The 15,062-nt window shown below is 47.3% G+C and carries 14 protein-coding genes; 6 read left to right on the forward strand and 8 right to left on the reverse strand.

Annotation, left to right across the window (positions count from 1 at the left end; translation table 11 throughout):
- The first annotated feature begins 251 nt into the window (after window positions 1-251).
- The 4 genes from ubiG to sufT are packed head-to-tail and all read left to right on the forward strand — an operon-like array spanning window position 252 to window position 2,927.
- Window positions 252-959: a bifunctional 2-polyprenyl-6-hydroxyphenol methylase/3-demethylubiquinol 3-O-methyltransferase UbiG gene (gene ubiG / locus Q7V32_RS13515; protein ID WP_304897511.1), complete on the forward strand. Its 708-nt coding sequence runs from the start codon at window positions 252-254 to the stop codon at window positions 957-959.
- 4 nt (window positions 960-963) lie between these two features.
- The gene (locus tag Q7V32_RS13520; RefSeq protein ID WP_304897522.1) at window positions 964-1,644 is read left to right on the forward strand and encodes an HAD family hydrolase; all 681 of its coding nucleotides are present in this window, start codon (window positions 964-966) and stop codon (window positions 1,642-1,644) included.
- Window positions 1,635-2,363, forward strand: a complete 729-nt coding sequence (locus Q7V32_RS13525; RefSeq protein WP_304897523.1) for an SDR family NAD(P)-dependent oxidoreductase — start codon at window positions 1,635-1,637, stop codon at window positions 2,361-2,363. Before Q7V32_RS13520 ends, Q7V32_RS13525 begins: the two co-directional genes overlap by 10 nt.
- Window positions 2,364-2,378: 15 nt before the next feature.
- Window positions 2,379-2,927: a putative Fe-S cluster assembly protein SufT gene (sufT, locus tag Q7V32_RS13530; protein ID WP_304897512.1), complete on the forward strand. Its 549-nt coding sequence runs from the start codon at window positions 2,379-2,381 to the stop codon at window positions 2,925-2,927.
- Window positions 2,928-2,987: 60 nt separating this feature from the next.
- Here the strand turns inward: sufT and Q7V32_RS13535 are convergent, their stop codons facing one another.
- The 8 genes from Q7V32_RS13535 to chrA form a co-directional block, all read right to left on the reverse strand.
- Window positions 2,988-3,656, reverse strand: a complete 669-nt coding sequence (locus tag Q7V32_RS13535; RefSeq protein WP_304897513.1) for a peroxiredoxin — start codon at window positions 3,654-3,656, stop codon at window positions 2,988-2,990.
- Between the two features lie 94 nt (window positions 3,657-3,750).
- The gene (locus Q7V32_RS13540; RefSeq protein WP_304897514.1) at window positions 3,751-4,734 is read right to left on the reverse strand and encodes a rhodanese-related sulfurtransferase; all 984 of its coding nucleotides are present in this window, start codon (window positions 4,732-4,734) and stop codon (window positions 3,751-3,753) included.
- A gap of 33 nt (window positions 4,735-4,767) precedes the next feature.
- Entirely contained in the window at window positions 4,768-5,052 is a 285-nt protein-coding gene (locus tag Q7V32_RS13545) for a hypothetical protein (protein ID WP_304897515.1), read from the reverse strand.
- A 106-nt stretch (window positions 5,053-5,158) separates the two neighbouring features.
- Entirely contained in the window at window positions 5,159-6,115 is a 957-nt protein-coding gene (locus Q7V32_RS13550) for a beta-propeller fold lactonase family protein (RefSeq protein ID WP_370691465.1), read from the reverse strand.
- 11 nt (window positions 6,116-6,126) lie between these two features.
- Window positions 6,127-6,690, reverse strand: a complete 564-nt coding sequence (locus Q7V32_RS13555; RefSeq protein ID WP_304897516.1) for an SRPBCC family protein — start codon at window positions 6,688-6,690, stop codon at window positions 6,127-6,129.
- Between the two features lie 292 nt (window positions 6,691-6,982).
- The gene (locus Q7V32_RS13560; RefSeq protein ID WP_304897517.1) at window positions 6,983-10,657 is read right to left on the reverse strand and encodes an AAA family ATPase; all 3,675 of its coding nucleotides are present in this window, start codon (window positions 10,655-10,657) and stop codon (window positions 6,983-6,985) included.
- Between the two features lie 11 nt (window positions 10,658-10,668).
- A complete protein-coding gene (locus tag Q7V32_RS13565; protein WP_304897518.1) occupies window positions 10,669-11,901 on the reverse strand; it encodes an exonuclease SbcCD subunit D C-terminal domain-containing protein in 1,233 nt (410 codons plus the stop codon).
- Window positions 11,902-12,290: 389 nt separating this feature from the next.
- Window positions 12,291-13,658, reverse strand: coding sequence for a chromate efflux transporter (gene chrA / locus Q7V32_RS13570; protein ID WP_304897519.1), 1,368 nt, complete (start codon window positions 13,656-13,658; stop codon window positions 12,291-12,293).
- 418 nt (window positions 13,659-14,076) lie between these two features.
- On the opposite strand from chrA, the gene Q7V32_RS13575 reads away from it, so the two are divergent.
- Together Q7V32_RS13575 and Q7V32_RS13580 are read left to right on the forward strand one after the other, a co-directional pair.
- The gene (locus Q7V32_RS13575; RefSeq protein WP_304897520.1) at window positions 14,077-14,259 is read left to right on the forward strand and encodes a YezD family protein; all 183 of its coding nucleotides are present in this window, start codon (window positions 14,077-14,079) and stop codon (window positions 14,257-14,259) included.
- A 106-nt stretch (window positions 14,260-14,365) separates the two neighbouring features.
- On the forward strand, window positions 14,366-15,062 hold a 697-nt coding region (locus Q7V32_RS13580), incomplete at its 3' end, for an alginate export family protein (protein ID WP_304897521.1).

Here is a 15,062-nt window from a genome sequence, read left to right on the forward strand (position 1 = left end):
CTGTCAAAAATCGTCATCTCGGCAGGGATTGCCGAGATCCAGATGCCATGGATGGCAAGCACCGAACACATCCTTGTACTCTGGATTCCGGCAATCCCTGCCGGAAAGACGTTGTTGCTGAAGCATCTTTATAATCAGGAATGATTTTTCCAGGATTATTCGTTCGCATGATTTAAATAATTGCGGATTTCAACGATACCAATAACCCAGTATTTTAGTATACAATAGCCTTAAAGCACGGATCCTTACTTATGACAGCAAAAGAAAACGTTCACTTACATGAGATTCACAAATTCGGCTCCCTGGCAGAACGCTGGTGGGACACGCAAGGTGAATTTAAAACATTGCACGATATCAATCCTCTCCGGCTGAGGTTTATTCGTGATCATGCCTATATTGACGGCAGACGTATCGTAGACGTGGGATGCGGCGGCGGAATTTTGACCGAAGGTCTCGCCAAGAATGCGGCAAAAGTATTGGGCATTGACCTGAGTCAGGAATTGATCGACATTGCCGACTTGCACAGCCTGGAGTCCGGCATCAATGCCGAATACCGCAAAATCAGCGCCGAAGCCTTAGCCCAGGAACAGCCGGAAAGCTTTGATCACGTCACCTGCATGGAAATGCTGGAGCATGTGCCGGATCCTTTGTCTGTTGTTTCCGCGTGCGCTCAACTGGTTAAACCGGGCGGCATGGTGTTTTTCTCCACACTGAATCGTAAACCTAAAGCCTACCTTCTTGCGATTGTTGCAGCAGAACACGTGTTAAAAATGGTACCCAAGGGAACGCATGACTTTAAAACTTTCATCAAACCTTCAGAATTAAGCCAGTGGGCCCGTTATGCAGGACTGGAACTAGTCAGTTTGTGCGGCATTGAGTACAACCCATTCAACAAACGTTTCAATCTCGGCAAAGACATTGATGTCAACTATCTGGCCGCGTTCAGACGACCTGAATAACGTTATGAGCCATGATTTCAAATTGTCCTGCGTCTTATTCGATTTAGATGGCACTCTGGTCGATACTGCCCCGGATTTGATTGCCTGCCTGAACTTCGCTTTAGCTGGCTCAGGTTTCGAAACAATTAGCGCAGCATCGGTGCGCCCGCTGATATCGTTCGGCGCATCGGCCATGATCAAAATGTGTTTACAAGACCGTTTTACTCAGGAACTGCACGATGCCCTGCTGATCACGATGCTCGATCACTATCAGACCCATATTGCCGAACACACTGTTTTTTTTCCCGGCATGACTGAAACGCTGGCCAGCATCGAAGCCAGCGGTCTTAAATGGGGGGTTATTACCAACAAACAAAAACGTTTTACTGATCCGCTGATGACCGCATTAGATCTTAACCAGCGGGCCGCTTGCATCATCAGCGGCGACAGTACCGGTAACAGCAAACCGCATCCCGAACCTATGTTCGCCGGCTGTAAACAGGCTGACGTAGCCCCTGAGGAATGCGTTTATATCGGCGATGCACCTCATGATATTGCCGCCGGTAAAAATGCCGGCATGAAAACATTGGCGGCCTTATACGGCTACCTGAAACCCGAAGATACCCCTCATTCCTGGGGCGCCGACGCACTGATCGAACACCCTGAACAGATTAAAGCATGGATAAAAACAGCACTATGTCATTAAACGGACAAATTATTCTGATAACCGGAGCCGGGGGCGGATTAGGCGGAAGCGCCGCTCTTGCGCTTGCCAAGCAAGGCGCACAAATTATTTTACTGGATAAAAGCATTCCAAAACTGGAAGTCGTTTACGATGCGATTGTTTCGGAACAAGCGCCCGAACCGGTACTTTATCCATTCGACCTGGCCGGCGCCAATGAAAACGATTACCAGGATTTGGCGGACCGTATTGAAAGCAAATACGGCCATCTGAATGGTTTATTGCATTCAGCGGTTGAGTTTGTCGCGTTTGAACCGATTGCGATCACTAAAACCAAAGACTGGGGACATACGCTGAATGTCAATCTGAACGCCCCTTTCTTACTCTGCAGGGTTTTATTACCCCTTTTACAAAAAAGTGAAGCGGCGTCCATTGTGTTTACCAGCGATTCCCGAGCCAGAACCGCACCGGCTTACTCCAGCGCTTACGGCGTATCGAAAATTGCGCTGGAAGGACTCGCGCACATTCTGGCAGAGGAGCTGGAAGCAGAAGGCAAGATCAGGGTCAACACGTTGATTCCTGGGCCTGTTAACTCACCGGTACGCAAAAAGTCTTATCCGGCAGAAGATAAAAGCCTGCTGCCGGATATGAATTCACTGGCTGATATTTACCTTTATCTGTTCAGTCCGGCTAGTATCGGCATGAACGGACAAATCATCGACGCACAAACATTCAAGCAATAAAGGATCCTTCTAATTATGGCTGCAAGAGAAACGATAACTTTAACTCGCGATGTCAATGTCGTCATGATACCGGATGGTAATCCCAGTACATTGACCCAAGGCACAGTGGTCACCCTTCATCAATCGCTGGGCAACAACTACACGGTGGTCACCGATTACGGTCACATGGTGCGTATTGCCAGCGCTGATGCCGACGCATTAGGCAAAGAACCGCATCATTTGGAAACGGTGGTCACGGAGACCGATCCGGAATCTGTCGAAAAAAACTGCTGGGAAGTCATGAAAACAGTGTATGACCCGGAAATCCCGGTCAACATCGTTGATTTGGGCTTGGTTTATGGTTGCTATGTCACGCCCGTCGAGAGCGGCAAAAACAGGGTTCAAATCCAGATGACACTGACCGCTCCCGGCTGCGGCATGGGACCTGTCATTCAGGGTGATGTTGAAAAATCGATACGCGCCCTGCCCGGCGTAGAAAGCGTTGACGTTGAAGTCGTTCTTGATCCACCCTGGTCACGAGAAATGATGTCTGAAGTTGCACAAGTTCAATTGGGCTTATTTTAACCTAAGATCTTCAATCAGAAAAAAACGGATCAGCTCGATAGAGCCGATCCTGCTCTGATTTTAATCGGCCTCTTCAAGAAAAAGCTCGGCGATTTGATCTTCAAGATCAGGGCTTGTTCCAAATGCAATCTCGCGGATAATCCCCTGTTGATCAATCAAAACCTGCGAGGGAGTGCCTTTTAAATCAAAGCGATCGAAGGTTTCGGCGTGAAATTGCAATGATTGAAAATAGTTTTTAACGTGTGCGCGAATATTTTCCTGCTGCTCAACCGTTTGTTCTGAAAATTCCGGTACCCGCTCAGTGATAAAGCGTTCTATCACCGCGTTGTTTACAGGCTCTGAACGTTTGATCAAGCGGTCCATCGCCACAGGAAAAGGAATCTGATAAGGCCAGCGGCCATTAACCAATTCGCCTCGCTGCGATAATAGTTCCAGCGTCACGCCGGTTAGCTCATTCTGATTGATAAGTCGCTTTAGATTCTCCAGCGTATTTTTATCAAAGTCTTCAAAAGCCGTAGCAACGCCTAAAACCACCAACCCCTTATCCGCAAAACGCTCATGCAACGATATGGCATGAGGCAGCGCATAAAGAAAACAGCCTGGGCAGTTGACCTGAAAAAACTCCAGCAAGACTACCTTACCCAGCAGTTGACTCAGTTGCACAGGCTCACCCTGAACCCATTCTGAAATTGATAACTCCGGTGCTTGATCGCCTGTCTGCGCCTTCATAACTTAACCTTGACTGTTGAATCTTAGTAACGACTCTCTTGCTTTAAATTATGGGCGTAGGTGCTTGATTTAAAGGGGATGAGCAGATACGAATCTATACGCTTTGAACTTTCAGCTTAAGCTTACGATCCAGTTTTTGCTGCCGCTTGGCTTCCAGCAATTTTGCGGCATCCGCCCCCATGTGAGCCTCGCCTCTTTGCCTAGCCAAAGTCATTTGCTTTTCACGCTCTTTAAACCGGGATTTTTGCGTTTCCGTCACTTTACCGAAGCAATGCGGACAACTGACGCCTTGTTCATATCGGTGGTCGGCTTTGTCAGCTTCGGTAATAGGTGACCTGCACGCATTACACAAATCATGCAGGCCTTTTTGAAGACTATGATTCACCGTCACCCGGTCATCAAAGACAAAACATTCACCGTCCCAAAGCGTTTCTTGTTCGGGCACTTGTTCCAGGTATTTTAAAATACCGCCTTTCAAGTGAAAAACATCCGAAAAACCTTGCTCTTTCAAGTAAGCGGTTGATTTTTCACAGCGTATGCCGCCCGTGCAAAACATGGCTACTTTTTTGTGTTTCGCTGGATCAAGATGCTGCTTTACAAACTCGGGAAATTCTCTGAAGTTGGTCGTCTTGGGATTGATTGCATTTTTAAAAGTGCCCACCTGATATTCATAATCGTTGCGTGTATCGATCAGGATAAGCTCAGGATCAGCAAGTAAGCGGTTCCAATCTGAAGGCTCCACATAGGTGCCCACGACTTGCTTGGGATCAATACCCTCAATGCCCATGGTCACGATTTCTTTTTTTAGTTTAACCTTGGTGCGATTGAACGGCATGGTCTCACTGAACGACTCCTTGAAATCAAGATCTTTCAGACGAGGATCATTTCTCAAAAAAACCAGTAACGCATCAATGTTATCCCGGCTTCCTGCTACCGTGCCGTTAATGCCTTCCTTTGCCAGGATCAATGTGCCCCTGATTTGATGGGCTTCCATACACTTTAGCAAAGGCAGGCGCAGCGCCTGATAATCTTCCAGCGTAACAAACTTATACAACGCACAAACAACATGTTGAAACATAAAACGCCTTTTACAAATCAGGGCACAAACAGGTTAATCCGCAATCCATTCCTGCAATCCTTCAATAATACTTTTGGCCTGCTCTTTACTCGAAATATTGAATTTTGACTTTTGCTGATACTCGCCGTTTCTTTTTTGATAACGCCGTATTGTATATTTATCAGGACCGTAGGCCTCTTTGGCTCTGTCCCAGTCTTGATAGCGATACATCACAGTTGCCCAGGCTCCTTTAGTCAGGACTTTCTTATCCAGTTCCTTGACGGTTTCAATGCCCCCATCTTCATAGGTCACTGTCAATTCATCCACTGTTTCAGCCATATTCTCTCCTCTTTCAAATCAATTGTTTTATCCAAGGGCGCGCATCTTCTCATAAATGCAAAAACCCACAACTATTTTTTAAAAAAAGAGTCGGCACTTTTCCTTTTTAGCGACTTATGAACCGGCCAAATGCCCGACTACCCTCACCTGCTTCTATCGTATCGATCACTTGCAAGGTTCCGGCATCAATCACGGAAACGTTATTATCAAACCAGTTTGCGACGTAAACCCATTTGTCATTCGGATGAGTACTGATACCTTCCGGCTTGTCGCCGACCTCGATCACCGCTATTTCCTGCATTGTTTGCGTGTCGATAACGGACACGGAACTGTCGTCCTGATTCGTGACAAACAGACGGGAATCATTCAGGGCCAGCGTAACGGCATAAGGGAGTGTTTTTACTTTGACAGTCTGTAACCGCTTTAAATGCTTGGCATCCAGCACCGTCACATCATCACTTTCGACATTGGCTACATACAGTCGCTCGTCCTTAGCGTCGATGGTCAGCCCGAAAGGATGCTCGCCAACCTTGGTCGTATTTCGAATACGCAAGGTTTCCATGTCAATTTGGGAAACGCTGTTATCCAAACGATTGGCGACGAACAACCATTTATTATCCGAACTCACCACCATACCGGAGGGCGACTTTCCTACAGGTATAGTGTTAATCACTTTAAAAGTACCGGCATCAATCACCGCCACCGTATTATTGAACCAGTCCGCCACAAAAACCAGGCGGTCGGTTTTATCGACAGCGATACCTAACGCACCGGAACTGACAGAAAACTGTGCCAATAGTTTATGATTGACCGCATCCAAAACGGCAATTCCCTTTGCCTCCGGTGTGCTGATGTAAACCCGCAGGCCATCATGAGATACGGCCACGCCAGCCGGTTTACCCGAGATTGGAATGGTGGAAATGACTTTAGCCTGGGCCGTATCAATGACCGATACACTGTCACCCAGTTGATTGGTTATAAAGGCATAAGGCTCAGCTGCAACACAGAAAGTTAATGAGAATAATAAAATGCCAGTCGCATTGATCATGCCTTTAATCATCATCTAACTTGACCTTATTTCTCAGCCAATTTTTTAATATTTTCCAAACCTGCGGTAAAAACAGCTTTCACGGATGAGTTAGCCGCTTCTTCATTCATTTCAGCAGGAGGATTGTTATTCATATAAGCACGGTAATAACCTGCTTTCCAGATCACAACGCTGGTATCGCCTTTAGCTTTTACTTCAAGATCGGCGGCATAGTTACTCACGGGTAAAACAGGCACATTTTCGTCTTTACCGGAATGATTGATTGTTTTTGCATTACTCATGTCCGAAATCTTGTAGGAATAGGACATTTTCTTTTCGTCGTATTTTTTTAATTCTTCGGTAATAGTACCGCCGTCTTTTAGCGTCAGTACGCGTACAGATCCTTTCTTGTTACCTTTATCCGTTTTCGAGCTGGCGACTGCCGGCAACCATGACATATCGTCATAATTTTTGATGATGTCCCACACTTTTTCAGCAGGCGCGTTAATTTTAATTTCTTCTTTTACTTTTTGACGAACAGGCCCATGAGCATTAGCGAGCGCTGAAAAAAATAAAAAAACCACAGAGACCAAAAAGATGTTTTTCTTCATATTATCTTCCCACACTGAAAACATTAGTTAATAAGCCGGGCATTATATGACAATTTCGAAAACGCTTAAATCTGATTGCATTTTTCCACCTAATTGGTAACACGTTCCTGCCCTTAAATAACATCTCACAATCTCGCTCATGCATGACATGGCGGGTCAGGTGCTGACAGCAAGCAGACTATGGACGGGATTGTGACCCTACCCGAGCCTGCAGTATCGCCTGCAAATTAGGAAATAATCCTGGTTCTCTGTAGCACTATAAAAGCTTGACCCGGTTCAAGAAGCGCAATTTTTAAGCTAATTTTTTACAGCCAGGGCCATCAATCAAGCTTCGCCCCCCTGATTGAGGCGTAATGTGAATTTGTGTTGGGATGCGTTCCTTCAACGCGGAAACATGTGAAATTATCCCTATCATTTTACCGCCTTGATGCAACCCGGCCAGTGTTTCAAGTGCTGTCTCCAATGCGTCTTCATCAAGGGTGCCAAATCCTTCATCCAAAAACAGCGAATCGACCCGGACATTTTTACTGGCCATATGCGAAAGACCTAGCGCCAGAGACAGACTGACGATAAAACTTTCACCGCCTGACAAATTCTTGGTGGACCTGACCTCCCCGGCTTGGTAGTTATCGATGATATTGAGCTCAAGCGGTTGGGCAGAGTCCCTGATCAGCAGATAGCGATCGGTCATCTTTTGCAATTGACGGTTGGCATGAACAATCATCATTTCAAAAGTCAGTCCCTGTGCAAAGTTACGGTATTTTTTTCCATCGCCCGAACCAATCAGTTCATGCAGGGAGTCCCATTGAGCACAGGCTCTTTTTTGTCCATCAATAGCCAGCATTCGCTCTTTTTGCCTTTCTTTTAAGAGTTCGTTGTCTTTCAGCTTTTGACGGTTGGCACCAATTTGCTGTTGAAGATCTTTGTGCGTTATTACCAGACGGTCAAGCTCCGAATCCAGCGTTTCACGAGTCTGATCGGTTAGCTGTTTTTGCCGTTCGGACTCCAGCAGCGCTGTTTTATTAAGGCTTTGTGATGCCAACTGCGCCTGTTCATTTGCCAACGCCTGAGCTTGCTGTGTTAATTTCGTGCGCACTTCTTCGGATAAACACGCTGACATAAATTCAGCTTCCTCGTTAAATCCCAATCCTGTCAAACGAGCCAAAAATGCCATTTCAGCAGCATTTAGTTGACCCGACCTGGCTTCCACGGTTTTTTCAAGCATGACAATCCTGCTCTTAAGTGTTTCGAGCGACTGGCTCGCCGCATTAAAAACCTGCCGGGAAACATCAAGACCATGTTCTGCCGCCTCAATGGCACTCGATAAAGCCATTTCTTCATCATCAGGATTTTTGGTTCCAAACAACTCGACGCGCTCTTGATTGATAAGTGCCCGCTCTTGCCGTAAACCAGCCAGTTGATTACGCTGCTTGTTTAAATCATCTTCAGATTTTCGGATCAGATCTGTCTGGTGGCTTATCTGAATTTCCAGGGCGGAAATCTGCCGATCAAGTTCGGCCTTTTCATTTTGGCGCGCAAGCCATTGGTCACGACGGGCTTTTAATACCAACAAAACCTCATCCAAAACAGCGATAGAAAGTGGCGTGACGTCATAGACAGCAACCTCGTTCTGCAATTCGGTCAGCGCGTTTTGAACTTGTGTGTCGAGAATGCCGGCATCCTTTCGAGCCTGTTTAAGTGCCTGGACAACGGAATCCATTTTATGCGCAGCAGATTGAGTCTCCCGCTCAGCTAAAACAGCCAATTCTCTGTCTTGCTCAAAAGCTTGGCGCAAGTCGCTTATCTCTTTTGCTAACGCATCGGCGGCCGACACAATAGCCATTGCATTAGCCAACTGGGCTTCATTTTCATCCTGGAGGCGCGGGAGGAGCTGCGTCAAATTTTGGTCAACCTGATCAATCGTCAAGTCCGCACAGCCAAGTCTGATTTGCGAATCGGTTGAAGCCATTTTGCCCTTGCATTCCAGGGTAAGGGCAATGATTTGTTCAAGATCTTTGGCCACTTCAGCTTGTTTGACCCTGGTATTGGACACAATGCCGCTCAGCTTTTTTAAATCAGCTCTCGCTTGGTTTAATGCCGCCATCGTTTCATCAGGAACCGGAATATTACCCTCCGCAAACGGATGTTCTGTGGCACCGCACAGGGGGCAAGGCTGATCATCTTGAAGTTCATGTCTGGCCTCCTCAAAACCCTGAATTTTCTTCAGCAAGGAGAGCTGGGTCTCAAGCAGGCTGATTTCACGCTCGAACGCGGCCTGAATTTCGACTTGAGACTGAAGCTCTCGGGTAAGATCAGTCTGTTTAGTCACAAGCTGATCATGACGGCTGTTTAGTTCGTCAAGAGCCCGCGTAGCCTCAGTAAAGGCCTTAACCGCTTCGCCAACCTGATTGAGCAGTAATTTTTTATCCTTGAAGCCTGACAGATCGTTACGCCAATCGATCAGCTCACGGCTTTCAAGCAATTGATTAAGATCAAGCTGTTTCTGAACCAATGCCATTTCGCTGATAGCCCGATCGTCTTTTCTTTTTTCAAATGAGGCCAGCAGCCCCGCCCAAACTCCGCTGACCTCGACCTCTTGTGAAACCAAGCTAGTGACCTCGTCAAGCTTGCCACTCAGTTGCATATGATTAGTCTTAAGCACCTCGGCCCTGCCGCGAATTCCGGCAAGATGCTCAACCAGACCCTCGTCTATTCCGGTTTCGGCCAATCGTGTTAAGAGCGCTTCACGTGTTTTTTGCTTATCAATCAAACTCACGCAATTCTCATCCTGTTGGCCGCGAAGAGTATTCAATGACGTTTCCTGCCCGTTGATGGCATCAGTCACCGTTTTGATCGGACTGTCTTTCTCAAGAAGCTTCAGATCCAGTTCCCTGGTTTTACGGATAATTTGCGAAGCTTCCTTTTGCTCATGCTTCTTAATATCGAGATGAACCGCCGCCTGCCTCATCGTTTGTTCTGCTTGCTTTACCGCCTTCTCTTGATCCGGGAGCATGTGCAGACATTCGCCTAGATTCCCCCGATCCGTAACTTGTTCGCGGCGAATAGAGACCAACCCGGCATGTTCACCCGTAAGTTCCAATGCCTGATTAGCGCGTTGAAGCATGATCAGCTCCGGCGCGAATTCAGTCTGTCTTCTTTGCCAGTCTGTCGTCTGCCCGGTAATGTCTATTAAATCCTGCTCAAGCCCGGCTATTCCGGCAAGCCAGACAAGAGCATTGTTTATTTCTGTAATCTGTCGGCTCAAGTGAGCATCCTGTAAATTCATCTGCTCCAGATCTTTGATCCGTTGTTGCTCATCTGCTTCATCCAGCAAGTGTATCCCGGCCATTTCGGCTGATAACATGTCCAGCTTTTTACGTTCGCCGGATCGTATCTCGTGAACCCGGATTGAAATCTGACTGTATATCTCTGTGCCGGTAATCTGTTCCAGAATCGGCGCTCTGTCGTCAGCAGCTGCCTGGAGAAATGCTGCAAAGCCGCCCTGGGCAAGGAGCATGGAACGGGTAAAACGGTCAAAATCCATACCGGTTGCCGCTACAATTTGCTCAGCAACAGCAATCATCTTGGTTTCGAATATTTGCCCGGAATCGGCATGGGCAATTTCATGTTTTGAAACCTGCAGTTCACCGCTTGATTTTTTGTGTGCCCGGCGCTGGCTCCAATGACAGCGAAACCGGCCCGCCTGGGTTTCAAAAGTAACCTCGGCAAAACACTCCCCGGTCTGACGGGACATAATCTCGTTAGTGCTTTTCGTTACTTTATTGAGGCGAGGAGTTCGCCCATAGAGAGCCAGACAGATAGCATCCAGAATGGTGGTCTTTCCTGCCCCTGTGGGTCCGGTAATGGCAAAGATACCATCGGAGGTAAACGCCGGATGAGTAAGATCGATCTCCCATTCGCCGGCAAGTGAATTCAAGTTTTTAAACCGTACTTGCAATATACGCATCGGGGACCTCCTTAATCAGCTTGACTGTCGTCTTCAGTAAGCGATGAAACAGCTTCCTGATAAGTTAAAAGCAATGCCGTCTGCTGATCGTCAGGTACATTGTGAGCAATCATGCAGCGCGCAAAAACTTCATCAACAGTCAGATCATCCAATTTTTCGCCCTCGTCCATTTGATTAAGAATCCGATCGATGATCCGGTTATTCTTTATGCGCAGAATTTCAATTACCGAGCCCGAGACAGCCGATTCCAAGCGTTCGCGTAAATCTCCTATTACCTCCTCACCATCGTACACCACTTCCAGCCAGACTGGGGTTCCGGCAGCGGCAAGCTCATGTATCCGGGTTGAAAGCTTATCCCAAGAGCCGCGAATCTGTTCCAGTCTCTGAAAAACGGGCACGTTGATCAGCGTAACCTGAGCATGGACCCCGGAAAACTGAGCCAGGCAAATACTTTTTTCCTGTCTTGCTTCACCAAACCCCATAGGCAAAGGCGAACCGCTATAACGCATCACCTCGGAACCGTTTACTCTCTGAGGCACATGAAGATGACCCAGGGCCAGATAATCCAGGCAGGCCGGAAAAATTCCAGCCGAAACATGAGCCAATGAACCCACATATAACTCGCGTACACCATCACCTTCGACAGTTTGTCCCCCGGCAGCAAACAAATGGCCCATGCCGATAATCGGAATTTCGATACCCACCTCCAGACGTTTCTGTTCGGCCAGGGCCGTCACTTCAGCATAATGTTGCCGAATGCCTTCTATCAGTTTCAGTTCCTTGTCAGCAATGCTTTCTCCCGCGTCCACTAATCGGATATCACGATCTCTAAGATAGGGAACAGCACAGACAATCAGTTCAGGAACACCATCCGGTTTACAGAGAAGAATAAGCTCGTCTTCCGGTTGGTCCGTAATAGAACCAATGACATGCACATCCAGCGACTTCAACAAGGCTTTCGGTGCATTGAGAAAAGCCGGAGAGTCATGATTTCCGGCGATCACCACAATATGACGACATGTTTTTAATGAGGCAACGCGGCACAAAAACCGGTAATAAAGCTCCTGCGCCCGGTTGCTCGGGGTATTGGTGTCAAAAACATCACCGGCAACCAGCAGAACATCGACTTGATGATGTTCAATAGCATCAACAAGCCAGGTTAGAAAGGCTTCGAACTCCTCGTAACGTTTCCTCCCGTAGAGGCTACGCCCTAAATGCCAGTCGGATGTGTGTAAAATTTTCATGGTGGGCAACGCTAAGGGTTTACAGGAAAATACAGGATGCATCAGAAAATAAAAGCCGTGTGATTTTATTACGATGAGCTAATGAAGATAGGTGTTGAAATAAGTTTTCCAATACTTGAATATTTTGGACGAGTAGACCGGTTTCTTTCGACAAAATAACATCGTACTTGCCATGCTTTTCTGGAACGCCTCGCCGCACGCGGCTATTACGTGATTGCAAATAGTTTGAGCATCTCATCAATTGTTACCAAGCCCCAACAGTTGCGTCTTTCTGACTCCACACCCATAGAATAAAGCACTGTTAGCATGAGTCGTTGAAAGTACATCAACGCCGTCAACCGGCACGGCATCGGCTTTTAAAGCAAACAGTGCTTTAAATAAGGCTTGCCTTAACCAGCCGTTTTGATCAGTGTAAAAAGCAGCCCGGTTATACCGGAAGCGGCAATCATCTGAATGACGCCGATCTGGTAACGGAACAATGCCAATAAGGCGATCACACAAATGACCGCAGCCATAAAATCGAATTGACCCTCAAAGCCCTGTGGCCACAAGACATGCCAGGCAAAAAACAGAGCCAGGTTTAAAACCACTCCGACTACCGCAGCCGTTATTGCTGTTAACGGTGCGGTAAATTTCAAATTTCCATGGGTAGACTCAACCAAGGGTCCTCCGGCCAAGATGAATAAAAAGCTGGGTAGAAATGTGAAATAGGTCACCACGGTTGCCGCCACCATACCGGCAAGCAACAGGTGATCGGTACCTAACAGCGCCTGAGACCATCCCGCTACAAATCCGACGAAGGCGACCACCATGATCAGCGGCCCTGGCGTGGTTTCGCCCAAAGCCAGCCCGTCTATCATTTGCTGAGGAACCAGCCAATGATAGTTTTCAACAGCCCCTTGATACACATAAGGCAAAACGGCATAAGCACCACCAAAGGTTAACAACGCCGCCTTGGTAAAAAACCAGCCCATTTGTGTCAATGCATGACTCCAGCCATAATTTATCGTCAATGCCGCCATTGGAATTAGCCACAACGCAGCACCTATCATCACAAGACCGAACAGTCGCGGCCAGCGAAAATGTGTATGATCAAGCCGTGGCGTATCGTCATCTATCACCGCAGGACCGTATGATTTGACTGAACTGCCATGCCCCCCGGTTTTGAATTTGACGGGCATGATCCGGCTACCCAAAAGTCCTATCAAAGCAGCGCCCGCCACAATGGTCGGAAAGGGAACATTCAGCGCAAAAATGGCAACGAAAGAGGCGGCAGCAATCGCCCATAACACCCCATTCTTGAGTGTCCGCGAACCGATACGGTAAGCCGCCTGCATGACAATAGCCGTAACGGCAGGCTTGATGCCGTAAAACAGCCCGGCGACCCAGGGTAAATCGCCCAGAGCAAGATATATCCAGGACAACATGATCAGAATAAACAAGGACGGCAAGACAAACAGCACCCCGGCAATGATACCTCCCCAGGTCTTATGCAATAACCAGCCGATATAAATTGCCAGTTGCTGCGCCTCAGGTCCCGGCAACAGCATGCAGTAGTTAAGCGCATGTAAGAATCGCCGTTCCGAAATCCAGTGACGATTTTCAACCAGCTCTTGATGCATGATTGAAATTTGACCGGCTGGACCACCAAAGCTTATGAAACCCAGCTTGAACCAAAAGTAAACCGCATCCTGAAACCTGGCAGGTTCCGGCCGCGTTAATTTATCCGGTGTTGTGGTGCTTTCCCTATGACTCATGAAATTGATCTCTCTTTGTAAAAAATCGCCAGCAATCCATCAAAAACAAGATCTGTAGACTTCATTGTGAATGAGTATGTTACCTACATCTCATAAAACTACAAAGTTCAAAGCATGACTACCTATATCTAAATTTGAGATAAATAAATCTAATTTTATCGTTTCAATAACTTTCTCTAGCTCGTTAGCATACACACAACAAAAATGTTCCTGATTATAAAGATCAATCAGCTCAGTCAAGAATCGTCATCTCGGCAGGGATTGCCGAGATCCAGATGCCATGAATGGCGAGCACCAAACACATCCTTGTGCTCTGGATTCCGGCAATCCCGGCCGGAAAGACGCTATTACTGAAGCATAATCAGGAAAATGTTGGCTTTAAACAACCAGACACTATCACAAGGTTTAGGACGTGCTCATGATTTATAAAATTGAAAACGACTTATCCGCCGACTTAAATCAGGAGGTCGTCATGCGTGTACTCACTTTATTGGAAGGTGTTCGTTTTGGTTCGCTTGAAATCGTTGTTCACGACGGAAGGATCGTGCAAATCGACAAGCGTGAAAAATTTAGAGTTAACAGACAAAAGGAATCTAATTAATCGACCGCGTTAACGGAGATTAATCGTGATACTGAGGTTAACTGACCGGTTCACCGGAAGTGACTGTAACAAGGCTTATCAAAATTCAGTTAACAAAGGTAAAAATATGAATACTCATCTTGACAACACTAGCTCCTGGGCTGGCCTGCTTGGGTTATTGCTGGTTTCGCCTGGACTCGTTCAGGCCGAGGATTATTACGCCAAAACCCGGGGTTACCGGGTTGAACCGGATCCCGATCCACCGGCCTATGTACGCAACTTGAGCCGAACCCAGTTTGAACAATTCCGGGACATGGACTGGCTGGATGTGGGCCTGGATTTTCGAACCCGTTATGAATACCGTGAAAATGACTACCGGCCTTGGGTGGATACCTCATCCGGTTCGCGCGTGACCAAATACCGGGACGCCCCCGATAATCTATGGCTGCTCAGAACCCGCGCCTATCTGAGTGTTCATGACATTCTCGATCCTTTTCGCTTTGCGGTCGAGATGGAAGATGCCCGCAGTTATAACGGTGAATACGAACGATCCGATGCCGATGTCAACGAATTCGAATTGATTCAAGGCTATGGCGAGCTCTATTTCAATCATGCCCTGGGCCATAACCGGCCGTTGAGCCTCCGTGCCGGCAGGATGCACATGGAACTTCTGGACCGGCGTCTGATCGGCAACAACCAGTTTCGCAACACCACCAATAATTTCGAGGGTTTCCGGGTTCATTTCGGTAAAAAACAGAATAATTGGGACCTGGACACCTTCGCGATGCAACCGGTCGAGCGGTTGAAATATGAATTTGACCAGC

Source organism: Methylicorpusculum sp. (assembly GCF_030651835.1).
GTDB lineage: Bacteria > Pseudomonadota > Gammaproteobacteria > Methylococcales > Methylomonadaceae > Methylicorpusculum.